The sequence below is a fragment of the Pinibacter soli genome (assembly GCF_029961145.1).
GTDB classification, from domain to species: domain Bacteria; phylum Bacteroidota; class Bacteroidia; order Chitinophagales; family Chitinophagaceae; genus Pinibacter; species Pinibacter soli.
Map to the genome: position 1 here is coordinate 25,115 of NZ_JASBRG010000003.1, position 25,723 is coordinate 50,837.

The 25,723-nt window shown below is 41.4% G+C and carries 22 protein-coding genes; 16 read left to right on the forward strand and 6 right to left on the reverse strand.

The genetic code is table 11. The features are described from left to right. Positions 1 to 101: 101 nt before the first annotated feature. Both QJ048_RS04580 and QJ048_RS04585 read left to right on the forward strand, forming a co-directional pair. Complete coding sequence (locus tag QJ048_RS04580) at positions 102 to 3,290, forward strand: efflux RND transporter permease subunit (protein WP_282333148.1); 3,189 nt, start codon at positions 102 to 104, stop codon at positions 3,288 to 3,290. 234 nt (positions 3,291 to 3,524) lie between these two features. After that, entirely contained in the window at positions 3,525 to 4,733 is a 1,209-nt protein-coding gene (locus QJ048_RS04585; protein WP_282333149.1) for an MFS transporter, read from the forward strand. A 259-nt stretch (positions 4,734 to 4,992) separates the two neighbouring features. Here QJ048_RS04585 and QJ048_RS04590 read toward each other — a convergent pair whose 3' ends face one another. Then, positions 4,993 to 6,309, reverse strand: coding sequence for a 4Fe-4S dicluster domain-containing protein (locus QJ048_RS04590; RefSeq protein ID WP_282333150.1), 1,317 nt, complete (start codon positions 6,307 to 6,309; stop codon positions 4,993 to 4,995). Positions 6,310 to 6,510: 201 nt separating this feature from the next. On the opposite strand from QJ048_RS04590, the gene QJ048_RS04595 reads away from it, so the two are divergent. Next, positions 6,511 to 7,011 carry a phosphoribosyltransferase family protein gene (locus QJ048_RS04595; RefSeq protein ID WP_282333151.1) on the forward strand — a complete coding sequence of 167 codons (501 nt, stop codon included), beginning with the start codon at positions 6,511 to 6,513 and terminating at the stop codon, positions 7,009 to 7,011. Between the two features lie 133 nt (positions 7,012 to 7,144). Here QJ048_RS04595 and ychF read toward each other — a convergent pair whose 3' ends face one another. Beyond that, positions 7,145 to 8,245 carry a redox-regulated ATPase YchF gene (gene ychF, locus QJ048_RS04600; protein ID WP_282333152.1) on the reverse strand — a complete coding sequence of 367 codons (1,101 nt, stop codon included), beginning with the start codon at positions 8,243 to 8,245 and terminating at the stop codon, positions 7,145 to 7,147. Between the two features lie 281 nt (positions 8,246 to 8,526). Between ychF and QJ048_RS04605 the strand changes: the two genes are divergently transcribed. The 4 genes from QJ048_RS04605 to QJ048_RS04620 all read left to right on the forward strand — a co-directional run bounded on the left by QJ048_RS04605 (position 8,527) and on the right by QJ048_RS04620 (position 11,598). Beyond that, a complete protein-coding gene (locus QJ048_RS04605; protein WP_282333153.1) occupies positions 8,527 to 10,020 on the forward strand; it encodes a nucleoside recognition domain-containing protein in 1,494 nt (497 codons plus the stop codon). 61 nt (positions 10,021 to 10,081) lie between these two features. Further along, a complete protein-coding gene (locus QJ048_RS04610; protein WP_282333154.1) occupies positions 10,082 to 10,537 on the forward strand; it encodes a hypothetical protein in 456 nt (151 codons plus the stop codon). Positions 10,538 to 10,543: 6 nt separating this feature from the next. Further along, a complete protein-coding gene (locus QJ048_RS04615; RefSeq protein ID WP_282333155.1) occupies positions 10,544 to 10,783 on the forward strand; it encodes a DUF2188 domain-containing protein in 240 nt (79 codons plus the stop codon). A 128-nt stretch (positions 10,784 to 10,911) separates the two neighbouring features. Then, the gene (locus QJ048_RS04620) at positions 10,912 to 11,598 is read left to right on the forward strand and encodes a cell division ATP-binding protein FtsE (protein WP_282333156.1); all 687 of its coding nucleotides are present in this window, start codon (positions 10,912 to 10,914) and stop codon (positions 11,596 to 11,598) included. Positions 11,599 to 11,618: 20 nt separating this feature from the next. Here QJ048_RS04620 and QJ048_RS04625 read toward each other — a convergent pair whose 3' ends face one another. The 3 genes from QJ048_RS04625 to QJ048_RS04635 form a co-directional block, all read right to left on the reverse strand. After that, entirely contained in the window at positions 11,619 to 12,746 is a 1,128-nt protein-coding gene (locus QJ048_RS04625) for a glycosyltransferase (protein ID WP_282333157.1), read from the reverse strand. Between the two features lie 185 nt (positions 12,747 to 12,931). Beyond that, the gene (locus tag QJ048_RS04630) at positions 12,932 to 13,798 is read right to left on the reverse strand and encodes a glycosyltransferase family 2 protein (RefSeq protein WP_282333158.1); all 867 of its coding nucleotides are present in this window, start codon (positions 13,796 to 13,798) and stop codon (positions 12,932 to 12,934) included. Positions 13,799 to 13,865: 67 nt separating this feature from the next. Then, positions 13,866 to 14,873 (reverse strand): Gfo/Idh/MocA family protein, encoded by a 1,008-nt coding sequence (locus QJ048_RS04635; RefSeq protein ID WP_282333159.1) that lies wholly within the window; start codon positions 14,871 to 14,873, stop codon positions 13,866 to 13,868. A 237-nt stretch (positions 14,874 to 15,110) separates the two neighbouring features. On the opposite strand from QJ048_RS04635, the gene rpsO reads away from it, so the two are divergent. From rpsO to QJ048_RS04665, 6 genes are all read left to right on the forward strand, one after another. Beyond that, the gene (gene rpsO, locus QJ048_RS04640) at positions 15,111 to 15,383 is read left to right on the forward strand and encodes a 30S ribosomal protein S15 (protein WP_282333160.1); all 273 of its coding nucleotides are present in this window, start codon (positions 15,111 to 15,113) and stop codon (positions 15,381 to 15,383) included. Between the two features lie 156 nt (positions 15,384 to 15,539). Next, positions 15,540 to 17,711: a polyribonucleotide nucleotidyltransferase gene (gene pnp / locus QJ048_RS04645; RefSeq protein WP_282333161.1), complete on the forward strand. Its 2,172-nt coding sequence runs from the start codon at positions 15,540 to 15,542 to the stop codon at positions 17,709 to 17,711. A gap of 188 nt (positions 17,712 to 17,899) precedes the next feature. Further along, positions 17,900 to 18,712 carry a 50S ribosomal protein L11 methyltransferase gene (prmA, locus tag QJ048_RS04650; RefSeq protein ID WP_282333162.1) on the forward strand — a complete coding sequence of 271 codons (813 nt, stop codon included), beginning with the start codon at positions 17,900 to 17,902 and terminating at the stop codon, positions 18,710 to 18,712. 72 nt (positions 18,713 to 18,784) lie between these two features. Then, a complete protein-coding gene (plsY, locus tag QJ048_RS04655; protein ID WP_282333163.1) occupies positions 18,785 to 19,444 on the forward strand; it encodes a glycerol-3-phosphate 1-O-acyltransferase PlsY in 660 nt (219 codons plus the stop codon). A gap of 102 nt (positions 19,445 to 19,546) precedes the next feature. Then, positions 19,547 to 20,377 carry a M48 family metallopeptidase gene (locus QJ048_RS04660; protein WP_282333164.1) on the forward strand — a complete coding sequence of 277 codons (831 nt, stop codon included), beginning with the start codon at positions 19,547 to 19,549 and terminating at the stop codon, positions 20,375 to 20,377. Positions 20,378 to 20,567: 190 nt separating this feature from the next. Continuing rightward, positions 20,568 to 21,245 (forward strand): YdeI/OmpD-associated family protein, encoded by a 678-nt coding sequence (locus QJ048_RS04665; protein WP_282333165.1) that lies wholly within the window; start codon positions 20,568 to 20,570, stop codon positions 21,243 to 21,245. Positions 21,246 to 21,478: 233 nt separating this feature from the next. Here QJ048_RS04665 and dnaG read toward each other — a convergent pair whose 3' ends face one another. Next, the gene (dnaG, locus tag QJ048_RS04670) at positions 21,479 to 23,476 is read right to left on the reverse strand and encodes a DNA primase (RefSeq protein ID WP_282333166.1); all 1,998 of its coding nucleotides are present in this window, start codon (positions 23,474 to 23,476) and stop codon (positions 21,479 to 21,481) included. A gap of 176 nt (positions 23,477 to 23,652) precedes the next feature. Here dnaG and QJ048_RS04675 point away from each other — a divergent pair, with 176 nt between their 5' ends. The 3 genes from QJ048_RS04675 to QJ048_RS04685 all read left to right on the forward strand — a co-directional run bounded on the left by QJ048_RS04675 (position 23,653) and on the right by QJ048_RS04685 (position 25,717). Then, the gene (locus QJ048_RS04675; RefSeq protein WP_282333167.1) at positions 23,653 to 24,354 is read left to right on the forward strand and encodes a tRNA threonylcarbamoyladenosine dehydratase; all 702 of its coding nucleotides are present in this window, start codon (positions 23,653 to 23,655) and stop codon (positions 24,352 to 24,354) included. Positions 24,355 to 24,581: 227 nt separating this feature from the next. Next, positions 24,582 to 25,091, forward strand: coding sequence for a 5-(carboxyamino)imidazole ribonucleotide mutase (gene purE, locus QJ048_RS04680; RefSeq protein WP_282333168.1), 510 nt, complete (start codon positions 24,582 to 24,584; stop codon positions 25,089 to 25,091). 230 nt (positions 25,092 to 25,321) lie between these two features. After that, entirely contained in the window at positions 25,322 to 25,717 is a 396-nt protein-coding gene (locus QJ048_RS04685; RefSeq protein ID WP_282333169.1) for a response regulator, read from the forward strand. The last annotated feature ends 6 nt before the right edge of the window (positions 25,718 to 25,723 follow it).

Here is a 25,723-nt window from a genome sequence, read left to right on the forward strand (position 1 = left end):
AAAAGTAAAAAATCAAAATTCAAAAAGTGATAGGGGATGTCGGTTCGTTTTTTTGACTTTTAACTTTTGAATTTTGACTTTCAAGAATCAACAGACATAATATGATTGCAGATACTTTTATAAAAAGACCGGTAACAGCGATTGTAATTTCTATTGTAATCGTGTTGGTGGGAGTGATTGCGTTAATCACGCTGCCGATAGGTCAATACCCGAATATCACACCACCTGTGGTGCAGGTTACGGGTAGCTATACAGGTGCCGATGCACAAACGGTAGAGCAAACGACAACAACGCCTGTAGAGGTACAGATCAATGGTACACCGGGTATGTCATACCTGCAAAGTAACAGTACCAGTGATGGCCGTACTACTATCAATGTAAACTTTGAACTGGGTACAAATATTGACATCGCAGCTTTGGACGTGCAAAACCGTGTAGGTATTGCCACTCCACAACTGCCTGATGACGTAAAACGTTTGGGCCTTACTGTTAGAAAACGTAACCCGAGCATTTTGATGCTGGTAGCGATGTATTCACCAAAAGGAACACACAACGTTTCTTTTATCGACAACTATACCAACATCTTCATTAAAGATGCCCTGCTGCGTTCAAAAGGGGTGGGTGATATCTTCACCCGTGCGGACGACTTCAGTATGCGTGTTTGGCTGGCGCCCGACAAAATGGCGAATCTTGGCCTCACAGCAACTGATGTAATTGCAGCCTTGCAGGAGCAAAACTTGCAGGTGGCCGCAGGTTCTATCGGCGGACCTCCGCAACATTCTGTGCAGGCTTTTGAATACACGGTGTTCAGTAATAGCCGCATCAGCAAGACGTCGGAGTTTGAAAACATTATCATCCGCACGAATCCAAAAGATGGATCCATTGTTTACCTCAAAGATGTTGCACGTGTTGAATTGGGCAAATTCAGCTATACAAGTAACTCTTTCGTTGATGGTAAAAGAGCTTCTTATTTGCTCGTTTATCAGGCTCCCGGAAGTAACGCCCTTGAGACTGCTGATGGCGTTGTGAAAACAATGGACAACCTTAAAAAGTCGTTTCCTGCAGATGTTGATTACGTAGTTCCTTTTGAATCTGTAACCGTTGTGAAAGTATCAATCGACGAGGTAATTGAAACTTTGTTGATCGCTCTTGCACTGGTTATTTTAGTGGTGTATTTGTTTCTTCAAAACTGGAGAGCAACACTCATTCCCGTTCTGGCCATTCCTGTAGCGATCATAGGTACGTTTATATTCTTCATACCACTCGGCTTTACAATTAATACATTGACGCTTTTCGGATTCGTACTGGCCATTGGTATTGTGGTGGATGACGCTATTGTGGTAGTAGAAGCGGTACAACATTACATTGACGAACAAGGGCTTGACGCAAAAGAGGCGACACATCGTGCGATGAAGGACATCTCCGGTCCGGTAATTGCCATCGCTCTGATCCTTGCTGCGGTATTCGTTCCGGTTGGATTTATTCCGGGAATCGTGGGTCGTTTGTACCAGCAATTTGCGATCACCATCGCAATCTCTGTTGTAATCTCCGCGTTTGTGGCCCTTACGCTTACTCCGGCATTGTGTTCACTTATGTTGAAACCTCAACACCTTGATAAAAACTCTAAAGGTTTGGACAAGTTCTTCTTCAAATTCAATGAGTGGTTCAGAAGAACAAGTTTGAACTATACATTGGGAGTAAGAAAAGCAATCAAGGGATCAAGATATGTGGTAATGTTGCTGTTGTGTCTTTTCGTGGGAGCATTCTTGCTGTTTAAAAACAAACCGACGGGCTTCATTCCTACAGAAGATGAAGGCCGTTTGTACATAACTTTTGAGTTGGCAGAGTCCGCTTCAACAACGCGAAGCCTTGCAGTACTTGATAGCGTAATGAACATTTTGAAAGATGTGCCCGAAGTGAAGCACTATGCGGCGCTAGGTGGTTTGAACGCCATTACGTTTGCTTCCAAATCCAATAGCGGTACGGTGTTTACACAATTAAAAGAGTGGGATCAGCGGAAAGATAAATCACAGCAATTGTATGCACTTATTGCAAAACTTCAACAAAAATTTGCGTCGATACAGGGAGCAAATATCATCGTAATTCCGCCGCCGGCCATTCCGGGTCTGGGTAATACAGGTGGTTTCAGCTTTATCCTGCAACAGCGTGAAAGTAATGACGATATCAAGGCTTTTGAAAAAGTGCTTCAGAACTTTTTAATGGAAGCAAACAAACGTCCGGAGATCGCAAGAGCCTTTTCATTCTTTACTGCACGCACTCCCGGTTACCAGGTGGATGTGGACAGGGAGAAAGCGAAGCGTATGGGTGTATCTATTAGTGACGTGTACTCAACTATGCAAACATTCCTTGGAAGCCGCTATGTGAACGACTTCACCGCTTATGGACGAAGTTTCCGCGTATTGGCGCAAGCCGATACTTTATATCGTGGCGATATTCAAAACCTGCAGCAATACTATGTTCGCAACCAGGTTGGCGCCATGGTACCGTTAAGTGCGGTTACTAACTACAAGGTTGTTGAAAGTGCGCCGATGATCAGCCACTATAATCTTTTCCGTTCTGCGGAGATCAACGGTGATTCAAAAGCCGGCTACAGCAGTGGAGACGCCATCCAGGCATTGCGAGAAGTGGCTGCAAAGGTGTTGCCGAATGGTTACGGTTACGAGTTCTCCGGTTTGAGTCGGGAGGAGATCAATGCAGGATCAAGTACGGTAATCATCTTCTCGATGTCGGTAATTTTCGTGTTCCTGTTCCTTGCTGCATTGTATGAAAGCTGGTCCGTGCCATTCTCAGTATTGCTGGCGGTACCACTAGGTGCGTTCGGTGCGATTCTTACTTTGACCTTTACGAAATCTTTAAGCAACAACGTATATGCGCAAATTGGTTTGATCACGCTGATTGGTCTCGCGGCCAAAAACGCCATTCTGATCGTTGAGTTCGCGAAAGAAAGGGTAGATGTGGGCATCCCCATCGTGTCGGCCACATTGGATGCTGTTCGGATTCGTCTGCGTCCAATTCTGATGACATCATTGGCTTTCATTTTGGGTGTATTGCCACTTGTGTTCTCCAACGGAGCCGGTGCTGTTGCAAGGCAAACAATTGGTTATACGGTACTGGGCGGTATGATAGCAGCCACGCTATTTGCCATCTTCACCGTTCCTGTGTTGTTCGTATTGATCAGCCGCATTGCATATCCTGAAAAACGTTTACAGGACATTAAGAGTGGCAGAGAGAAGAGACAGACCAATGATGGTTACCAAGAAGAAATGTGATAATTTGAAAATTTGAAAATGAGAGAGATGGAACGCAGATTGTCACGATTGTAATGATTTATTAAGATTAATAGTAAAGCCTCCGGAGAGTTTTCTTCGGAGGCTTTTATTTTTGAGGAATTCGCCAGCAAAGAACAAAAGGATAATAGAAAAAATCATAACAATCGTGACAATCTGCGTTCTTCCTCATTTTCAAATTTTCAAATTAGCATATTTTCAAATTAACTTGCAGCTATGCTAGCAACTGCTGTTCAGACTTATCGTGATGCTTATAAGGGCCTTTCCAGATCTACATGGTGTCTTTCGCTTGTAATGTTGATTAACAGGAGTGGAACGATGGTTGTTCCCTTCATGACGATTTATGCTACGCAGAAATTACACTTTACATTAACGCAGGCTGGTATCATAATGGGTCTGTTTGGATTGGGCGCTATTGCGGGAGCATTTATTGGGGGCAAGCTCACTGATAAGATGGGCTTTTATCCTGTGCAGATAACTGCATTGGTGAGCGGCGGTTTGTTATTTATGGTGATTGGTTTTCTTACAACATTTCTTTCGCTTTGTATCGGTGTTTTTATTCTTAGTTTTTGCAATGAATCTTTTCGACCGGCAAATTCTACGGCCATTGCGTTTTACAGTTCGCCAGAAAATAGGACCCGTTCTTATTCACTGAATCGTTTTGCCATCAATCTCGGATGGTCCGTTGGTGGTGCATTGGGAGGATTTCTTGCCGGGCACAATTATCATTTATTGTTTTGGGTGGATGGTTGCACAAATATTTTCGCAGCCTTGCTGATGTTAAAGATATTGCCGAGAGTAGATTACAAAAAACATGAAACCTCCCACGAACAGCAATCAGCAATATCATCCCCTTATCGTGATAAGGTATACATTACGTTCATTATTTTAACCATCGTTTTTGCAACCTGCTTTTTACAGTTGTTCGGTATGCAACCTGTTTACCTCAAGTCAGAATGGAAAATTACAGAACAGCAGATCGGGTTGTTAATGGCGGAAAACGGATTGATCATTGCGTTTATTGAGATGATTCTTGTTCATAAAATAGAAGGCAAACGCCACAATCTATTTTATATTACCAATGGCATTCTTTGCATTGGGCTTGCATATATTTTGCTGAATGTGTTGCCATCACTTTTTATAGTCGCCGTTTTTACTACTGCGTTGATAACGTTAGGGGAAATACAATGTCTTCCGTTTATGAACAGCTATTGGATTGGACGAACCCAACCTCACAACAGAGGCAGTTATGCGGCATTGTATACCATTGCATGGTCAAGTGCGCAGATTGCCGCGCCGGCATTAGGCTCGCAGGTGGCGCAGTATGCAGGGTTTCGTACGCTGTGGTGGGTGATTAGTATTATTTGTGGTACAGTTGCGTTGGGAATGTTTTTGTTGAAAAGGTTTGAGGGGAAGATGGTTTAGGTGCTCTGCAAGGCTTGTAGCCTCGCAGCACTATTCTGTTGCCTCTGGCAACAAATAATCGCCACAGGCGATGGAATATTGCTCCGAAGCTGGAAGCTTCGAAGAGCGCGTTCGCTCAATCCTATTCAACCGTTGAAGGGTGCGACGCAACAAAAGCAAAATAGGATTACCAATGCTCACTTCATAACATTGATAATCCTATCTACAAGTCTCCAATATATCGAAGACCAACTAATTTCTAATTCCTAGTTCTTGGTCCCTAGCTCTCTACTGCCCAATGATCCCTGTCATCCGGCGAGAACTTCCATGGAGCAAAGTTATTTTCTACATTGCTGAACATACCGTTCCACTCTTGTGGAGCATTGCTTTCTTCCATGATCAGAGAACGTCGCAGTTCCATAATAATTTCAAGCGGGCTGATGCTCACAGGACATTCTTCTACGCAGGCGTTACAGGTGGTACATGCTCTTAGTTCTTCAACGCTGATGTAATCGTGGAGTAATGTTTTTCCATCTTCTTTAAACTCACCATTCGCATCGATGTTTTTACCAACCTCTTCAATACGGTCGCGTGTATCCATCATGATCTTACGCGGAGAAAGGAGTTTGCCTGTCTGGTTGGCCGGACAAGCCGCTGTGCAACGTCCGCATTCCGTGCAGGAATAGGCGTCCAGTAAATTGCGCCAGCTAAGATCTGTGACGTCTTTCGCGCCGAATTTTGCAGGAGGTGCCGCGTCTGCAGGAGCCAGTTCAGGCTGCATCGCATATAACACTTCATTTTGCACCTCGGGCATATTTTTGATATAGCCTTCTGGTTTTAAACGTGCATAATACGCATTCGGAAATGCCAACAGAATATGTAAATGTTTTGAAAAAGGTAGATAGTTTAGAAAAGCCAAAATGCCTACAATGTGTAACCACCAACAAATTCTTTCAAATGCCATAAGCGTGTTGTCGCTGAAGCCATTTAATAATGGATGCAGGTATTGAGAGAAAATGAAATTGCCGGTTGGGTGTTCTATAAAATGTGCTACGCCGCGAATCTGAAGCTCAGTGTCGCATGCATTCATCTTTAAGAACAATATCATCAAAATGATCTCCGTGATCAAAATGTAGTTCGCGTCACTACGTGGCCAGCCATCCAAATCATGACTGATAAAACGTCTCAGCTTAATGATATTTCTGCGGATCAGGAAAGTTGCACAGGCGATAATTGTAAGAACAGCCAGAATTTCAAAACCATTGATCAGTACACCGTAAAAACTGCCGAGAAAACCCGCGAAAAGACGGTGCGTTCCAAAAATACCGTCCAGCAATATTTCAAGCACCTCGGTATTGATGATGATGAAACCGGCATATACAAAGAAGTGTAGAATTGCTACAGGAGGGTTGCGGAACATCTTTTTTTGTCCGAAAGCCAGCAGGAACACATTTTTCCAGCGATCGGAAGGGTGGTCTTTGTAGGATTCATCTTTGCCCAACAATATATTTCTTCGGATTGCAGATATTCTTTTGCTGAACATCCAGATGGCAACAGCTAAAATGACCACAAAAGCAATTTGCTGAAAAATGTGCATGGCGAGTTTTTGATTACGTGCCCGAAATTAGTTTAGATAATTGAAAATGGAAAATTGAAAGTTGAAAATGAGAAAGAACGTAGATTTTCAAGATTGTCAAGATTTGTTATGATTTTTTTGATTTGAATTTCTAAGCCATTAATGTCAAAATAGATTTCCTTAACTTTCAACTTTCAATTTTCCACTTTCAATTCAATAATAATGGGCGAACAGAAAAATTATATCCTCGATAAAAAGATAGCAACAAAAAAGCTGGAAAGAATGGCCTATGAGATAGCGGAGCAAAATGTGGGAGAGAAGCGCCTCATCCTTGCCGGCATAAAAGATAACGGTGTTGCCATGGCACATTATCTCAGGAAATTATTGCAGTCGATTTTTCCCGGTGACATTGATGTAATAGAACTGAATCTTGATAAAAGAAATCCTGGCGAAATAGAAATCAGCAGCACAGAAAATTTTGATGATGCAGTTATCATTGTTGTAGACGATGTAGCCAATAGCGGAAAAACGATGTTGTACGCACTAAAGCCTTTTCTACAATATCATCCTAAAAAAATTCAAACCCTTGCTTTAGTTGAAAGAACGCATAAAGTTTATCCGGTAAACACAGATTATGTGGGCGTTTCACTCGCTACCACTTTGCAGGAGCACATTTTTGTGGAGGTGGAAGGAGGAGAGGTTACAGGAGCATACTTAGTGTAGTTGAAAATTGAACGTTGAAAGTTGAAAATGCATTTATGCGGAATGTTCTTTAAATAAAAAAAGCAGCACAAATCGTGCTGCTTAAATATTTGAGTGAAGCTGAGCTGGAGACCCATTTTCAATTTTCAACTAACTAAACGTTAAAGCGGAAGTGCATCACATCGCCATCCTTCACAATATATTCCTTGCCTTCAATTCTTAATTTACCCGCTTCGCGGCAGGCAGCTTCAGAACCCAGCGTTACGAAGTCGGTGTACGCAATAACCTCAGCCTTAATAAAACCTTTTTCAAAGTCTGTGTGGATCACACTTGCCGCTTGCGGCGCTTTCCAACCTTCGTGGATCGTCCAGGCGCGAACTTCCTGCACACCGGCAGTAAAGTAAGTTTGCAATTGCAACAGGCTGTACGTAGAGCGGATCAGCTTGTTCAAAGCAGGTTCTTCCATGTGATATTCACCCATGAACAATTCACGATCATCGGCATTTTCCATTTCGGCAATTTGCGCCTCAATGGAGTTGTTCATGACAATCACCTTTGCATCTTCGTCAGCAACGGCAGCTTGTAATGCCTGTGAATATTTGTTTCCCGTATGCATAGAAGGCTCATCAACGTTTGCAACATACAACACTGGCTTTTCTGTTAAAAGGAACAGATCTGCAATAGCTGCTTTATCTTCCTTGCTTAAATCCAGTGAACGGATGCTTTTTCCCTGCTCAAGATGCGCCTTGCAGCGTTTCAACACTTCGAACTCAGCTTTTACTTTGGCATCGCCTGTTTTAGCAAGTTTTTCAGAACGCTGGTATTTTTTATCAACACTTTCAAGGTCCTTCAACTGCAATTCTGTATCGATGATTTCTTTATCAGAAACCGGATTGATCGCTCCTTCATCACGAAGAACGTTTTCATCTTCGAAACAACGGATCACGTGAACGATCGCATCTACTTCACGAATATTTGCCAGGAATTTATTTCCCAGACCTTCGCCTTTGCTCGCACCGCGAACAAGACCCGCGATATCAACGATTTCAATTTGCGTAGGCACAGTGCGGTTAGGTTTAACCAGTTCCTCCAGCTTGGTGATTCTTTCGTCAGGTACATCTACCAAACCTACGTTCGGCTCGATGGTACAGAAACGGTAGTTGCTGGCCTGAGCCTTTGCACTGTTACTAACTGCGTTAAACAAGGTAGATTTTCCAACATTTGGTAATCCTACAATCCCTGCTTTCAATCCCATGATTATATATGTTTATTAATTTAAATGTATTAAGCCCGTTATCCGGGGCGCAAAGATAGCTTGCTAATTTGAAAATTTGAAAATTTGAAAATTTGAAAATGGAACAGCCGCTTCATGAATGCATTTTGAACTCCTTTGACATAATAAAATTGAAATAACTCGTTTCATATCAGGTAATTCAGTCGTATATTGGCATTTTACACAGAAAGCATTTTCAAATTAGCACATTTTCAAATTTGCATATTAGGCTTTCTCATATTTTCAAATTTTCAAATTAATTCATGGCATTAAGCAGGATATGGTCGGCATTCATAATAGTTGCGGTTCTGGTAGGAGCATTCAAGTATTTTGGGCTACAGGACAAAGATATTTTCAGCCGAATGGTGGTGGGAAAATCGAGTGATGCTTATGAAACTGTTTACTATGCTACTATGGGCGAGCCGGCAATGACCGAAGCTGCTTCGCGAAAAAAGTTTTCGGAGAATATTGCAAACTATGGATATGTTGACAGTGATTCGGCGCATGCGCCAAACGTGATTATTTCAAATCAACTGCAATCAGATTCGATTCGCAAATTGCAGGCTTTATATCCCGAAGCAAAACTGCTTACCTATAAAGAAGTGGGGAAAAAGTTAGTGCGCAAAACCGACGGCATTATTCAGACCTGTCTCAATTCGGTGAATATTTGTTTGAATCTTATTGGTATCATGGCGCTGTTCATGGGATTTTTGGCCATTGCGGAAAAGGCAGGCGGAATAAGGTTTTTATCGAGATTGATCGGCCCATTTTTCTCAAAATTGTTCCCAGAGTTACCCAAAGATCATCCGGCTATGGGCCACATGATCATGAATTTTTCGGCCAACTTATTAAACCTTGATAATGCTGCGACACCTTTTGGCATAAAGGCAATGGAAAGCTTACAAGAGCTAAATCCCAATAAAGAAAGGGCTTCCAATGCGCAGATCATGTTTCTCTGTTTGCATGCATCGGGTTTAACATTGATTCCCGTGAGTATCATCGCGGCACGGTCTGCACTGAAAGCTGCCAATCCAACCGATATTTTTGTACCCTGTATGATCGCCACTTTTGCGGCGACACTGGCTGCGATGATTATTGTTTCCTTTAAACAAAAAATAAATCTGCTACAGCCTGTAATACTGGCGTGGGTTGGTGGTTTGTCTGCATTGATCGCCGTCCTCGTAATTTATTTGCGAACCTTGGATTTTAAAGGCGTACAGTCTTTTTCAAGTGTGATCAGTAATGGCTTAATTCTTACCATTTTCCTTTTAATTGTCATCGGTGGTGTTTATAAAAAAATCAACGTGTTTGATGCATTTATTGACGGTGCAAAAGGAGGTTTTGAAACGGCTATTCGCATCATTCCTTACTTAGTAGGAATGTTGGTCGCAATCAGCTTGCTCAATACCAGCGGAACGTTTGATGCCATCATCAACGGAATGAAAAGTTTGTTTACCGCGATGCATGTCGATACAAGATTTGTAGACGGTTTGCCAACGGCTTTAATAAAACCATTAAGCGGAAGCGGTGCCCGCGGCATGATGATCGCTACGATGACCAATCACGGCCCGGATTCTTTTGCTGGACGCTTATCTTGCGTTTTACAAGGTTCATCCGATACTACATTTTATGTAATTGCAGTTTACTTTGGCGCAGTCGCTGTAAAAGATACACGCTATTCCATCTCCGCGATGTTGCTGGCAGATCTGGTGGGAATTATTACGTCGATAGTGTTGGCGTTTGTGTTCTTTAGTTAGTAAATAGTAGCGAAATGTCAAGGCGTTTTATCACAAAGGTTACTTAGTTTTGCCCGCGATTATGATTGGTTTACATACACTTAAGTATCTTGCCACAGAGAAGTTAAAAGATGCTGAAACTTTAATGCAAAATCAGCGGTATAACGGTGCTGTATACATGATGGGATATGCGCTCGAATTTAGTTTTAAAAGAAAATTAAGCAAGACCTTATGCTTTAGTAATGGATTTCCGGAAACGTCAGCTGAAATGCAACAATATGCTAGTCAACTAGCTGCATTTAACGTTTTAAGGACCGGGATAACACTTAGTCAGATAAGACAAATTAGAAATCATAAATTGGTCGATTTAATAAAATTCAGTGGTGCTGAGGCGCGAATCGTTAGATTCTGTTATGCTGAATGGCTTTTAGTGTGTTGCTGGAATCCGGAGAGACGTTATCAAAGACAACATTGGACAGCAAAGAAAGCTCAAGAGTTTATGACCGCAGCTGGCATTATTTTAAAACAAATAACTTAGTTTTACATGATGAAGACATCTCGTTCAGCTTTGAAAAATGATATTCAATATGTGCTTCCTTTGGGCAACGGTTGGGTAGTGAAAGCTTCAAAAGCAACCTCATTCACTGTTATTACCGATTCAAAAACAGAAGCTATATCTATTGCTCGCAATATTGCTCGCAGTAAGCATACTCAGATGATTGTTCATAGAAGAAATGGTGAAATTGAAAGAACGGAAAATTATATAGTGGCCGGCACTAAATAAATTATTTTATCGTTTAGTATAAAAAGATACCCTTTGAGGTATCTTTTTTGTATTTAGTAACGAAGTGGTTTAAAAACCTTAGAATTAATTAGTTTTGTTTTAAACAGGTTAAAATAGAATAAATCATTATGTCTGATAAAATTGTAGAAATAACCAACGCGAATATTTACCAGGGTGATAACCTGGTTTTGGAAGATGTGAATGTAACAGTAAACAAGGGTGAGTTTGTGTACCTGGTAGGTAAAACAGGAACCGGCAAATCGAGTTTACTTAAGACATTGTATGGCGATCTGCAATTGAAACAGGGAAATGGTACGGTTGTAGGTTTTAACCTGAAAGAGATGGACTGGAAAAAAGTGCCATTCCTGCGTCGTAATCTTGGCGTTGTGTTCCAGGACTTTCAATTGCTGACAGACAGAAATGTAAACGACAACCTGAAATTCGTATTGCGTGCAACGGGCTGGAAAGATGAAAAATTGATGGATGAAAAAATCGCTGATGTTTTGGATAAAGTTGGTTTGAAAAGCAAAGGGTTTAAAATGCCTTTTGAAATGAGTGGCGGCGAGCAGCAGAGAGTAGATATTGCACGGGCTTTGCTGAACTCTCCGAAATTGATCCTTGCCGACGAGCCGACGGGAAACCTTGATCCCGAAACATCTGATGAGATCATGCAGCTTTTGTTCCACATCTGCCGCGACTACGGTACAGCCATCATCATGGCGACGCATGATTATATTGTTATTTCAAAATATCCTGCACGTACTTTAAAAACAGAAAGAGGAAGGGTAGAAGACAACGCCACTATTTCAATCTAAGTAGCGTTTTGGATTGGGCATTACGCGTTGCACCATATCAATCTTACAAGCGCTTCAGCATTCTTATTGTTATTAAAAGCTGCTAATAATTTTTTTCGCAGTTGTATTTCAGATTCAGAAAATGGTTTGTAGTACAGCTGCGAAATTATTTTACGGAAGCTGTTCTCATCTGTTGCAATGTGGCAGGTTTCTTCAATGCCGGTATCTTCCACCGCCGGAATGTTTACAACACAGTGCCGTCCATTAAAAAGCGCATTTAAAAGTTTCAGTTCGAAGCCCGTTCCATTAAACGACGGCAATATATTGATCTGAGCTTTTGCAATCAGGTCCTGCATTTCAGCTTCATCAGGATTTTCCACCAGGTGCACATGCGGGTTTACCTGAACGAGTCTTTTCAACCTTGCACCTGGATATTTCCCCGCGATGATAAAAGGCTTTTGAATTTTGTTGAAAACATTTTTTATCAGCCATCTTGCTGCTTTATCATTTTCAGCACGGCTCAGGTTGCCATGATAAAGACAGAACGTGCCCAGGCCCTCTTCGCTTTTAACATCCGTAAAAGGAACAAATGGAGGCACATAGTTTATATCTTTTGCGTGAAAACTTTCTTTGTATGTAGCCGCATCTTTCAGTGCAAGCGCAACAATGGGAACCTGCTGCGCCACCTTTCTTTCATAATTCTTCAACAGCTTACTTTCCAGGTAGTAATATAATTTCCTGGGAAGAAATCTCTCATGCTTGTACAAATGATAGTAGTAGTCAGATTCAACATTGTGAAGACGCAGCAATATTTTTCTATCCTGCATCAGGTTGTTGAATATATGATGAGTGCAATGAACCCCTTCCAGCAAGATAGGATAGTCATCCTTTAGCAGGTTAGCAAGCAGTTTCTCGCATCGCCTTGATGCAACGATGTATGGAATACTAACGGAAAAGCCTTTGTGGCCACTGGCTCGTTTGTAATATAAAACCTCTTCGCAATACTTATTTAATTCAGATTGTTCGCCACGACCGTATTCAAAACAGTGTAAGTGAACCTTAATGCCAATATCATGAAGGGCCCTTATTTTGCAAAATAAGTCGAACATTCCGCCATTGTCCATAGGGTAGGGGACATCAAGACAAACCATATGTAAGTGTTTCTCCACGAAGTGCCAATAACGTTTAGTAAAAGGAAATTATTTTCTCTTCTATTCCATTCGTAGTTGACTGAGCCGTTCCGGTTGTATTAGTAAAGCCTCTCAATATACTAACAGAGCCAAAAACAAAAGGTTTAGCAAGTGTTGTGAAAGCATGGATTTAACATAGCTTTCAGCCTTTATTCAAAAAATATCTACACATTCTTTCTAAAATTGGAAATGAATAATCTTCTAAAAAATTTTAAAGTTGAAAAGACTTTTAAAAAATTATATTCCACAAAACCTATCCCATTGTTTTTATAAACATGCCGGAGATTATACAATTCTCCTTTTTCCATCTCGGGAAGGTTCGAGGACAAACCTGCGTGTCCAAATGGCGGTTTGCCATTGCCAGCAATTACGAGATTTTCATTCAGGAAGGCGCACGAGAATCCGGCGAGACATATTCTCATCCAGTAATTTTGATCTTCCATAAATTTCATGCCCTCATCGAAAAAAATATCTTTTTCTATAATCTCTCTTTTAAAAATAATAGTTGGCGTTGCAAAGAAATTCTTATACAGCAACTGTTTCAAGGTTACCGGATACGATTTTTTTGTTTTTGCATAACCGGGTAAAAAAATGACGCCGTCGTTAAAATTAGTTCCGATGAGGTCAATGTGTGGATTGTTTTGCAGAATATTGAGTTGCTTTTCTGTTTTATCCGAAAGCCATTCGTCATCTGCATCAAGCAATGCAAGCAACACGCCGGTTGCATTACGCAGGCCTGCATTTCTCGCAGCTGAAACACCTTTGTTTGTCTGATGAAGAAGACGATAAGAAATATTTGAAGAAGATTCTCCGGCAGCGATATAACGTGTAATTATTGTACTGCTATCATCGGTAGAGCCGTCGTCTACCAGTATTACTTCAAAATTTTTGTAAGTCTGATTTTCGATTGATGCAAGAGTGCGCTCAATGGTTTGCGAAGCATTGAAGACGGGAATGATCACACTGATCAGCGGACCGGCGTAGAAATTTCCAGTATCGTTAGTGTTGGGTTGCACTTTTGTTACATCCATCTTTATGCAACTAAAACGGGTTGTTGCACAAAAGATAATTCTTTATCTGTAATTAAATATTGACTAATCATACCAAAGGCGCATTTTGGTAGATCATCCGGATCAATTCAATTGTTTTTAACCCGTCATTTCCATTCACGAATGGGTGTGCCGGATCTTTCAGCGCCATTATAAGATTGTCATAAACTTTATCATGATTACTCATGGAACCACGATAAAATCCATAGTCATTAGCAGGGTTATCAGAACCTTCAATCTCAAGTGTACTATTTTCAATCGATTGGTATTCAAGTGTGTTCATGTATTCTCCGCCCAATTTCACAATACCTTTTTCACCGATAATCGTCAGTGAGACTTCCATGTTTTTCCTGAATGTATTGATTGACCAGTTGATGCCCCCGATGCTTCCATTTTTCATTTCCAAAACAACGCTGCCGGTATCTTCAAAGGAAATGCTTTCTCCGTGGGTGAAATTTTTTCTTATGCCGGAAGCATTTTTGCAATCGCCCAGCATCCAGCAAAGAACGTCGAGGTAGTGGCTGAATTGTGTAAACAATGTTCCTCCATCCAGGTCGGCGGAGCCTTTCCAGCTATTTTCATAATAAGCAGGAGGGCGGTTCCAGAAACAATTTAGCTGGAAGCTGCAAATTCTACCTAAAGCATTGCTTTCCAATGCATTTTTAAGGGAAATGATGGCTGGATTGTAACGAGAAGATTTCACCACAAAAAGCTTTTTTCCGGTTTCATCAGCGGTAGTGATCATCGAAAGTCCGTCTGCAACAGAAATAGCCATTGGTTTTTCACAAAGCACATGATAGCCTTTTTTTAATGCGGCAATTGAATGTTCTGCGTGCAGGCCATTGGGCGTACAAACAGAAACAACATCCAGGTGGTGCTTTTCAGCCTTAAGCATTTCTGTAACCGAAGAATAGGCTTTGCAATTATATTTATCTGCCAGTTTCTGCGCTTTTTCAGGAACAATGTCGCAGACCGCCTGCAACTTGCCCACGCGTACCATTTGCTCTGCGTGCCTGGAACTGATGTTCCCGCAACCAATTAAACCGAATTTTACCATGTGTAAATCTGTTAACTCATTGTAACTAAACGTGTAAATGTAGTGTGATTATTGAGAAACGGGGCTAAAAAAGTGATTATTAAAGAAATATGGTCCTTTCGAAAGAGTTTCTAGTCTTATTATGCAATTATAGCTAAAAATTGGGTATTAATATGGCCGTTTAATTTAATTGTTATACATTTGCAGCCAAATTAATTAAGAATTTTTAATCGGATGTTTTTTTAAAAAGAAATTGAGATGCCGTATTTAACAAAAGAAAAGACAGCAAAAATTTTCGCAGACTTTGGTGGAAACGCTACCAATACAGGTTCTATCGAGGGCCAAATTGCTCTTTTAACAGAGCGCATTAGTCAAATTTCAAAGCACTTGCAAGCTAACAAAAAAGATTTCTCTACTCACCGCGGATTAATGCAACTGGTAGGTAAAAGAAAACGCTTGTTAACTTACCTGAGCAAGCACAACCTGCAAGCTTACCGTGCACTGATCGAAAAACTAGGAATCAGAAAATAATCTATCATGTATATATAAACTATTCCCAACTGTGTATTATGGTTGGGAATAGTTTTTTTGCATGTTGGCGAATTACTACTAATTAACATTAAAAGATCATAGCAACCCCGTTATTCCCACCTTGCTTGATTGTGTTGCTATGAAAAAACACAACTTATGCTATCACAGCCAATAAGTAAAACATTTGATATAGGTGGCGGCCGCACAGTAACCATTGAAACTGGTAAGCTGGCCCGTCAGGCAGATGGCGCAGTTACAGTACGCCAGGGCAACTGTATCATCCTCGCTACAGCAGTAGCAAACAAAGAGCCTAAAGAAGGACAAAGCTTTTTCCCTTTAACGGTAGATTACCAGGAAAAATTTGCTTCTGCGGGCCGCATCCCCGGTTCGTTTTTTAAGAGAGAAGGAAGACTGAGCGACTCCGAAGTATTGATTTCCCGCCTTATTGACCGCGCCTTGCGTCCATTATTTCCTGAAGATTATTTTTGCGATGTTCAGGTTCTTGTAACATTGATTTCAAGCGATCCGGAAGTTATGCCGGATGCATTGGCTTGTCTTGCAGCTTCTGCAGCACTTGCTGTTTCTGATATTCCTGTACAGGAAATCATCTCCGAAGTTCGTGTTGCGAGAATCAACGGCGAGTATGTGGTTAACCCATACCGCAGCCAACTTGCAACCGCTGATATGGATTTCATCATCGCTGCCACTGATAAGAACATCATGATGGTGGAAGGTGAATCTAAAGAATGTAGCGAAGAAGACCTGATCAAAGCGATCGAAATTGCTCACGATGCAATTCGCATCCAGGTGAAAGCGCAGGAAGAACTGCGTGCAGCGAAAGGAATCACTACAAAAAGAGAGTACACTAAACCAGCTCAGGACGAAGAATTGCGTGGCAAAGTAAATGAGTTCGCTACTTCCAAAGTATATGAGGTGGCTAAATCAAAAAGCAGCAAGCACGAGCGTGGTGATAAATTTGACGAAATTCAGGAAGAACTTCTTGCTCACCTGAAAACTGCATACAATGTGGCTGAAGGCGAAGATCTTGATGATAAGGTTAAGAAACTTGCTAAGAATTATTATCACGATCTGCAATACCATGTTGTACGTGATATGATTTTGAACGACCGTGTACGTCTTGATGGGCGTGGATTAGAAGATGTTCGTCCTCTTGCGATGGAGACAGACCTTCTTCCAACTCCGCACGGTTCTGCATTGTTCACACGTGGTGAAACGCAATCATTAACAACTGTTACTTTGGGTACACCATTGGATGAGTTGCTTGTTGAAAGCGCTGCAAACTCTGAGTATTCAAAATTCATTTTACACTATAATTTCCCTCCGTTCTCAACAGGCGAAATTAAACCGATGAGAGGTCCTGGCCGTCGTGAAGTTGGTCACGGTAACCTTGCAATGCGTTCATTAAAACAAATGATGCCGGGTAGCGACTACGCTTATACGGTGCGTGTTGTAAGTGATATCCTTGAATCAAACGGTTCTTCTTCTATGGCTACTGTTTGCGCCGGTTCACTGGCGTTGATGGATGCGGGTGTTCCTGTTCCTAAACACGTTTCTGGCGTGGCAATGGGATTGATCACTAAAGAAGGAAAATTCGCTGTGTTGACTGATATCCTTGGTGATGAAGATCACCTTGGTGATATGGACTTTAAAGTAACTGGTACACGCGATGGTATTTGCGGCGTGCAAATGGATATCAAAGTAGATGGCTTAAGCATGGAAGTTATGCGCCAGGCGCTTGCTCAGGCAAACCGTGGCCGTATGCACATCCTGAACGCTATGTACGAAGCTGTTCCTGCTGCAAGAGCAGACGTGAAACCTCACGCACCTCGTATGGTGAAATTGTTCATCGATAAAGAATTCATCGGTGCTGTTATCGGACCAGGTGGTAAAGTGATCCAGGAAATTCAACGCGAAACTGGTTCAACTATCAACCTTGAAGAGAAAAACAACATGGGTGAAGTTAGCATCTTCGGTACCAAAAAAGAATCAGTTGATAAAGCTGTTTCTTGGATTAAAGGTATCGTTGCTGTTCCTGAAGTAGGTGAAGTATATGAGTCTACTGTAAAATCCATCATGCCTTACGGAGCTTTCGTTGAGTTCCTTCCTGGCAAACAAGGATTGTTGCATATTTCTGAAGTAAGCTGGAAACGTCTTGAAACACTTGAAGGAGTGTTGAAAGAAGGTGATGTAGTGAAAGTGAAACTTACAGGTACAGATCCTAAAACAGGTAAATTCAAATTATCACGCAAGATCTTGTTGCCAAAGCCCGAAGGCATGCCTAAACCTCAGGGCGATCAGCAAGCTTAATTGCGAACACATAATTTTTAGTCAAAGTGAGCCGCAAGGCTCACTTTTTTTATAAGGGACAACACAGCTTTTCATATTGTGATGACTTGAAGGGTTTGAAATTTTAAACACGATAGTTGCTTGCCCACCTCTATTGGTGCGTCACAGAAAGAATTCTTAATTTTTAATTCCTAATTCTTAATTAAAAAATGACCTATCTCGAATTTGCATTCATATCTCCGCTCGAAGAAGATCAAAAAGATATTCTTATCGCTGTTCTTTCAGGCATGGGATTTACAGGGTTTGAAGAAGACAGGAAGAAGCTGAAAGCCTTTGTGCCGGTAGAAGATTTTGATGAAGATGCTTTTACAACCTATTGCACCATCAATGATTTGCATTTTGTAAAAAGCGAACTGGAAGACAAGAACTGGAACGAAGAGTGGGAGAAGAATTTTGAGCCGGTGGTTGTTGGAGACTATTGCGCGATCCGTGCAGATTTTCATGCGCCAATTCCGAATGTAAAACACGAGATCATCATTACTCCGAAAATGAGTTTTGGTACAGGTCATCACGCCACAACCTACATGATGATTCAGGCGATGCAGGCATTGGATTTTTCAGGAAAAACCGTTTTCGATTTTGGAACAGGGACAGGAGTGCTGGCAATTTTAGCTGAAAAAGAAAATGCTGCAACCATTACAGCCATTGACAATGATGTATGGAGTATTGAAAATGCTGACGAAAATCTGGAAAGAAATCGCTGTAATAAAATACATTTGTACCGGGCCGATGAAATGAATGAGGGAAAGCAATTCGATATTATACTTGCCAATATAAACCGTAATGTGATTCTTCAATTTTTGCCGGCAATGAAGCAACATCTTGCAAAAGATGGCGTTTTGTTACTTAGCGGTTTGCTGTATACCGATAGAGAAATTATACTCGAAGAGGCTCTGAAGAATAACCTGAAAAACGTAGAAACAATTGAAAGGAACAGTTGGATTTGTCTGAAAATGCAGTAAATGAACGGCGGAAGACGAATTTTTTAAGGTAGTTTTCCCTATTTTTGATTTCCAACTACACCCGATATTCAAATGAAAGAAGCTTTGATTATAGTACTGGCTTATTTGCTTGGATCAATACCTACCTCCGTTTGGGTAAGCCGTTACTTCTTTGATATTGACATTCGCGAATACGGCAGCGGCAATGCCGGTGCCACAAATACATTCCGTGTGCTAGGGTCAAAATGGGGAACACTTGTGATGATTGTGGATATGCTGAAAGGTTTGCTTGCTGTAAAACTTGTTTATCTTCTTCCTTACATAATTGAAAATGATTTCGCCAGAACAAATTTGCAAATAGGCCTTGGACTGGCTGCGGTACTAGGACATATTTTCCCGATTTGGGCAGATTTCAGAGGAGGAAAAGGCGTGGCAACCTTGTTTGGTCTCGTTTTGGGCGTTTCGCCGTGGAGCTCTCTTTGTTGCGTCGGCGTATTTTTATTAGTGCTATATCTTACCCGCTTTGTATCGTTAAGTTCTATTCTTGCGAGCATTGCCTTCCCAATATTTATCCTGGTAATTTTTAACGTTGATAATCACGCTTATCGCATCTTTGCGGTGGCTGTGGCTTTAATGGTGATTCTTACCCATCAGAAAAACATCAGCAGAATCTTAAAAGGATCTGAGAGTAAAGTGCCTATCCTCAAATACCGCGACCGCAGAAAACAGCGTCGCCGTGAAATCAAAGATTAACCTTCTTTCAAATACTGCTTCGAACATTTTATTACCGGGTTTTAGTAATCTATTACCGGTGGTACGATGATTGTTTAAGAATATTGTATAATCAGCATCGTTATGAAAAGAATAATTTCAACCTTTCTATTACCATTGTCCGTAGCGGCAATGATGTCATCATGTACGCGGAATGGTTTTACGGGGAGAAGTCAACTAAGTCTTGTTCCTGAATCCCAGGTGCAGGCAATGGCGTTGACAGAGTACACCCAGTTTCTTGATTCAGTTAAAGTAGTTTCTGCAGCAGACAAAAACGCCCAAATGGTTACACGCGTTGGTCAGCGAATCGCGAATGCGGTGACGCAATATGCTGCGGCAAACAATATGTCTGATCAACTGCAAGGCTATAAATGGGAGTACCACCTTGTGCAGTCCAACGAAGTAAACGCATGGTGTATGCCAGGCGGTAAGATCGTCGTATACACAGGATTGTTACCAATTACGCAAAACGAAAATGCATTGGCTGTTGTAATGGGTCACGAGGTAATGCACGCAGTTGCAAAACATGGTAGTGAGCGCATGAGCCAGGGACTTGTACAACAATATGGCGGCGAAGCTTTGAGTGTTATGCTGGCGAGCAAACCTGCAGCAACACAGCAATTATTTATGACCGCTTACGGCGTCGGTTCACAAGTGGGAGTAATGTTGCCTTTTTCACGTAAAGATGAATTGGAAGCAGATAAATTCGGCTTGTATTTCTGCGCAATGGCGGGTTACGACCCACGCGAGGCAATTCCATTATGGCAAAGAATGGAAAAAGCAAGTGAAGGAAGCAGTCGTCCACCGGAAATTTTGAGCACCCACCCGATAGAATCAACAAGGATTGCACAACTGCAACAGATCATGCCGGAAGCTTTAAAGTACTATAAACCTGCTACAAACGCTTCTAAATAAGGTTAATATATGTAGCGGCAAGACAGAATATCGGGTAGAGACAAGGCATTGCCTTGTGTATAACGAACAAAAAATCCCCTTTTATAGATAAAAGGGGATTTTTATGCGATCTATATTTCATAAAACGCACAATTAGTCTACCTTTGCACTTCTGCAACTTTTTTAACCAATTAGATTAAACGTTTGAAATATGTCGCAAAATGTGATTGAGAAACTTCAGTTAAAAGAGGAGAAGAACTTGCTCATTCAGGGTTTACCATCTACGATCGAAAAACAATTCAGTAAATTATTCTTTGCAAAAAATGTGACTCCGTTGTTGAAATCACGCGGAATTGATTTCGCCGTTGTATTTGCCATCAACGAGTGTCAGCTGAATGGTATACTTGCAGATGTGTTGCCTGCATTGAACAATGAGGGGAAATTTTGGGTAGCCTATCCAAAGTCGAGCTCCAAGATCGCCTCTAATTTAAACAGGGCATGTAGTTGGCAAATGCTTACTGATGCTGGTTATGAGAATGTGGATGAGGTAACACTTGATCATGTATGGACGGCCATCAGGTTCCACAAAAATGAACAAGCCGTTGTAGTAGTCGAAGAGGAAATATTTGAAGAGGAAGAAGAGGGCGATGATGATGTTGCCGTAGCTGCTCCTACAAAAAAGAAAGCAGTAGCAACGCCTCCTGATTTCGCAAAAGCGTTAAGACGCAGTAAAGTGGCGACAGCATTTTTCGAAAAGCTTTCTGCCGCTGCTCAAACAGAGTACGTAAACTGGATCACTGCTGCAAGAAAAGAAGAAACCCGTTTGAAGAGAATTGAAGCTGCGATTGACAGGTTGATTGAAGGGAAGAAAACTCCAGTTGATAAGTAGTTGAGAGTTGAGAATTATTTGAAAATTGAAAGTGGAAAATTGAAAATTATTTCCGCGTAACAGTTAAAGTAAATATTTAGAGTCCCGCATTTGCGGGACTTTTTATTTTGGTTACCAGCGGTGGATACTTATTGGGCCTTTACTTGCGTCGCACTCTTCAGCTGGAGAATATGTATGATCTAAGTTTTGAAGCTGCCCCTAAAGCGTTTTCAACTTTCCACTTTCAATTTCAATTACTTCAAGATCACCGTTCCTACTTTCTTCAAAATGTCTTTCTCCAATTGCTTCAGGTGCATATGTGTTTGCAGAAGCATCATTTGTTCGTCACTGGTGTGCGGCTGTTCGAGATCCTTTTGGTTTTGCTCGATCAGGCGCTTTATTTTGCGAAGCTTTAGGTAATTAAGTGTGGAAATTACTTCCTGCACGTATACATCTTCCCGTGATGCCACAGGCATGTCGTATTCCTCTTTCCATTTCGGGCTAAGCTCGTAAGGGAAATCCATAATGGAAACAACTATAGAGCTTATCGACTGGTCTTCGTGATAAAGAAAATTTTTGGACGTTGGTTCCAAACCTGCGTCGTACCAGGCTTTGTAGGTTTGAATGATGTGCAATAATTGTTTGTTGTCAAACAGATCGTCGTCTATCATTTCTTCAAAAAAATAGTCGGCTACGCGTTTCTTTCCTTCCCATTCCTTCAAGCCAAATTCCAGCAATGCTCTTACCACGGAACGTTCCTGCAACTCATCTTTTAAAATAAGATTGATGGTGTCATCCTGCTGCTGGAACTCTTGAGGCGGTCCCTGGATTTCAAACCCATTCTCATCGTACATGGGTTCCGGAAAGAAAGGAAAATCGCCATCAGGCGCCGGGCCGGAATTTTGAGCGGGGCCTTGGTGTTTTGTTTCCTGCTTGCTTACTCTTTCACGGATGAATTTATTTACCAGCGTTGTGAAACCATGTTCTTCAATTTTAAGGATCTCCGAACATTGACGGATATAGTCCTGCTGTTTTGTAAAGTCTTCGGCCTTGTTGATCTTGGAAATACTTTCAGCAACCTGGTTTACAACGGCGGCTTTTTTAGTAGTGTCACCTGCTGCATCCTTCAAAGTAATTTCCAACTGAAAAAGAATGAAGTCTTTTTTGTTGGCCGCAATAAATTCACGGAACGCAGTTGTACCAACTTTATTTACGTAACTATCCGGATCTTCTTTGTCTGGAATCAATACCAGTTTTACGTTCAGTCCCTCTTCCAGTGCCATGTCAAGACCGCGCAATGCAGCCTTCACGCCTGCGGCGTCACCATCGTAAATGATGGTGAGATTGTTCGTGTATTTTTTTACAAGGCGTAATTGGTCCTGTGTAAGAGATGTGCCTCCACTTGCTACAACGTTTTCAATGCCGGCCTGGTGCAACGAAATAACGTCTGTATAGCCTTCTACCAGCAAGCATTCATCCTGTTTATCAATTGCCTGGCGTGCGAAGTATGTGCCGTAAAGAATTTTACTTTTGTGGTACAGTTCATTTTCAGGCGTATTGATGTATTTAGGTGCCTTATCATTTTTCTTAATAATGCGGGCACCAAAACCAATAATCTTTCCGGTGTTGTTGTGAACGGGAAAAATTACACGACCGCGATAGTTGTCCATCAACTCGTCATTGCGTAGTACTACCAATCCGGATTTTTGCAAATACTCGGGATTGTATTGATTGGCGATGGCTGTTTTTGCGAAAGCATTTCCTCTTTCGAGGCAGTAGCCGAGTTGAAATTTTTGAATGATCTCTTCGCGAAAACCACGTTGTTTCAGGTAGCTCAGGCCTATGTCCTGACCTTCCTCGTTGCTCATCAAAATATCTGCGAAATATTTCTGCGCAAATGCGTTGATCACATGCAGGCTGTCGGCGACCTGCATGTGTGCCTTGTATTCCGGACTGGTTTCGGTTTCCTCCACTTCCACATTGTAGCGGTTGGCCAGCCAGCGAAGTGCCTCCACATAAGTGTACTTTTCGTGCTCCATGATGAAGCCGATGCCGTTGCCGCTTTTACCGCATCCGAAACATTTATAGATTTCCTTTGATGGACTTACCGAAAAAGAGGGTGATTTTTCATTGTGAAATGGGCATAGACCAATATAGTTGGACCCTCGCTTTTTTAATTTTACGAATGAACCAACTATATCAATAATATCAATTCTGCTTAATATCTGCTGTATCGTGTCCTGCGAAATCATCGGGGGCAAGTTAGTGAAAGAGTTGAGAATTGAAAATTGAAAGTTGAAAATTGAGAGTTAATGTAATTATTGAAGAAACAACGCTTTATAGCCATTTTCAATTTTCAACTTTCAATTTTCAATTGACTCTCAACTATATTTGCACCCTAACGCAACCAATTATGATCCCTTACTGGATGAGTAGAACCCAGCTGTTGTTGGGAGATGAAAAAGTAGAAAAATTACAATCGAAAAATGTATTGGTGGTGGGCCTGGGCGGAGTAGGAGGAATTTGCGCAGAAATGATCGCCCGTGCCGGCATTGGAAAAATGACGATTGTGGATGCAGATGTGGTGGACCTCAGCAACGCCAATCGACAGATTCCGGCACTTCATTCTACAGAAAAGAGATTAAAAGCGGAGGTGATGGCCGAGCGTATCCGTGATATAAATCCAGCGATAGAGCTAACCGTTATCCCCGAATTTATTGAAGGTGAAAGAACCCGCGAGATCGTGCAAAATGGGCATTTCGATTATGCTGTGGATTGTATTGATACACTTTCGGCAAAGGTGAATTTTATTAAGATCTGTATTGAACTAAAGGTACCGATGGTAAGTTCTTTGGGGGCGGGCGGAAAAATGGATCCATCGCAGGTTAAGACGAGCTTTTTGTCAGAAACGCATAGCTGTAAACTTGCCCGTTATGTTAGAAAGCATTTGAACAAGGTAGATATTTCCAATGTCAAGGCCGTTTTCTCGCCGGAAGATATCGACGAAGATCGTGTGATCGTAACCGAAAAGGCATTACCCAAAAAATCCATAATCGGTACGATTTCTTACATGCCCGCGATTTTTGGATGTACATGCGCGAGTGTTGTCATCAGGGACCTGATGGGCTAGGAGACAGAACGCAGATTTTCATGATTATCATGATTTCTTATGATTTTTGAAAATGAGTTAGCCGATTCTTAGCAATCACAAACGCCATTGCCAACTTTACTCATAAATGAATCTCAATCAAATCTTGTTATGATTTTTCATGTTCTAATCAAAATCATAGCAAATCATGATAATCATGAAAATCTGCGTTCTCTCTTATTTTCAATTTTTCAAATTAACTTGCATCCATGAACGTAGGAATAATAATGGGCAGTGATAGTGACCTGAGTATAATGCAGGCTGCTGCTGATGTTTTAAAAGAATTTGGCATTTCGTATGAGCTTACTGTGGTATCGGCGCATCGTACACCGCTGCGTATGGTTGAGTATGCGCAGAAAGCAAAAGACAGAGGTTTAAAAGTAATTATCGCAGGTGCCGGTGGAGCAGCGCATTTGCCTGGCATGGTAGCTTCGATAACCTCTTTGCCGGTGATTGGAGTTCCTATTAAGTCTTCCAATTCGATTGACGGTTGGGATTCTGTTTTGTCCATTCTGCAAATGCCAAATGGTATTCCTGTAGCAACAGTGGCATTGAATGCTGCAAAAAATGCCGGTATACTTGCTGCGACAATTCTCGGTGCATTTGATGAAAACCTCGGCAACAAAGTGGCTGCCTATAAACAAAACCTTGAGAAAGAAGTCTTGAAAAAAGTAGACAAGCTGAAAGAGGGCGGTCAGCCCAATAGTTTTGATGCTTAGTGAATTGAAAATTGAAAGTTGAAAATGTTGAATGATGAGTAGAAAACTATAACTCGTTAAGATAAAAAAGGCGTTTTAACACCGTCGGCAATCCCAAACCTGAAACTCACTTTTAACTTTCAATTTTCAACTCTCAATTATCTTCCCCTCTTTACTCATTTCACATTAAATATTATTTTTAGGGAGAAAAGTTAAACTGCTACAGTTGTATTCGCAATTGATTCAACGTTATGAACCAAGCTCCAACACTTCTGCTGATCGACGACGACCTGGATGACCAGGAGATTTTTGAACTGGCTGTTAGGGAAGCCAACAGTTCCATGCAATGCGTTTATGCAAGCAGTGGTTTCGAAGCGCTTGAACTGCTTGAAAATGATCCCTCTTTTTTACCGGAATATATCTTCATTGATCTGAATATGCCAAGGATGGACGGAAGAAAATGCCTTGTTGAAATAAGGAAAATGCCCCGTCTGAATAATGTTCCCCTTATTATCTACTCAACCGCCGAAGACGAAAGGTCGCATATGGAGACAAAAGAAATGGGCGCTTCAAAATATATTGTAAAGCCTAGCAGCTTGTCTGCCCTTGTAGATACGTTGGCAGAATTATTTAAAGTATCTATCTAAAAAAGA

Excerpts from the sequence above, each read along its gene's own strand:
- QJ048_RS04580 (WP_282333148.1), top strand. The coding sequence starts at position 102 with ATGATTGCAGATACTTTTATAAAAAGACCGGTAACAGCGATTGTAATT.
- QJ048_RS04585 (WP_282333149.1), top strand. The coding sequence starts at position 3,525 with ATGCTAGCAACTGCTGTTCAGACTTATCGTGATGCTTATAAGGGCCTT.
- QJ048_RS04590 (WP_282333150.1), bottom strand. The coding sequence starts at position 6,309 with ATGCACATTTTTCAGCAAATTGCTTTTGTGGTCATTTTAGCTGTTGCC.
- QJ048_RS04595 (WP_282333151.1), top strand. The coding sequence starts at position 6,511 with ATGGGCGAACAGAAAAATTATATCCTCGATAAAAAGATAGCAACAAAA.
- ychF (WP_282333152.1), bottom strand. The coding sequence starts at position 8,245 with ATGGGATTGAAAGCAGGGATTGTAGGATTACCAAATGTTGGAAAATCT.
- QJ048_RS04605 (WP_282333153.1), top strand. The coding sequence starts at position 8,527 with ATGGCATTAAGCAGGATATGGTCGGCATTCATAATAGTTGCGGTTCTG.
- QJ048_RS04610 (WP_282333154.1), top strand. The coding sequence starts at position 10,082 with ATGATTGGTTTACATACACTTAAGTATCTTGCCACAGAGAAGTTAAAA.
- QJ048_RS04615 (WP_282333155.1), top strand. The coding sequence starts at position 10,544 with ATGATGAAGACATCTCGTTCAGCTTTGAAAAATGATATTCAATATGTG.
- QJ048_RS04620 (WP_282333156.1), top strand. The coding sequence starts at position 10,912 with ATGTCTGATAAAATTGTAGAAATAACCAACGCGAATATTTACCAGGGT.
- QJ048_RS04630 (WP_282333158.1), bottom strand. The coding sequence starts at position 13,798 with ATGGATGTAACAAAAGTGCAACCCAACACTAACGATACTGGAAATTTC.
- QJ048_RS04635 (WP_282333159.1), bottom strand. The coding sequence starts at position 14,873 with ATGGTAAAATTCGGTTTAATTGGTTGCGGGAACATCAGTTCCAGGCAC.
- rpsO (WP_282333160.1), top strand. The coding sequence starts at position 15,111 with ATGCCGTATTTAACAAAAGAAAAGACAGCAAAAATTTTCGCAGACTTT.
- pnp (WP_282333161.1), top strand. The coding sequence starts at position 15,540 with ATGCTATCACAGCCAATAAGTAAAACATTTGATATAGGTGGCGGCCGC.
- prmA (WP_282333162.1), top strand. The coding sequence starts at position 17,900 with ATGACCTATCTCGAATTTGCATTCATATCTCCGCTCGAAGAAGATCAA.
- plsY (WP_282333163.1), top strand. The coding sequence starts at position 18,785 with ATGAAAGAAGCTTTGATTATAGTACTGGCTTATTTGCTTGGATCAATA.
- QJ048_RS04660 (WP_282333164.1), top strand. The coding sequence starts at position 19,547 with ATGAAAAGAATAATTTCAACCTTTCTATTACCATTGTCCGTAGCGGCA.
- QJ048_RS04665 (WP_282333165.1), top strand. The coding sequence starts at position 20,568 with ATGTCGCAAAATGTGATTGAGAAACTTCAGTTAAAAGAGGAGAAGAAC.
- dnaG (WP_282333166.1), bottom strand. The coding sequence starts at position 23,476 with ATGATTTCGCAGGACACGATACAGCAGATATTAAGCAGAATTGATATT.
- QJ048_RS04675 (WP_282333167.1), top strand. The coding sequence starts at position 23,653 with ATGAGTAGAACCCAGCTGTTGTTGGGAGATGAAAAAGTAGAAAAATTA.
- purE (WP_282333168.1), top strand. The coding sequence starts at position 24,582 with ATGAACGTAGGAATAATAATGGGCAGTGATAGTGACCTGAGTATAATG.
- QJ048_RS04685 (WP_282333169.1), top strand. The coding sequence starts at position 25,322 with ATGAACCAAGCTCCAACACTTCTGCTGATCGACGACGACCTGGATGAC.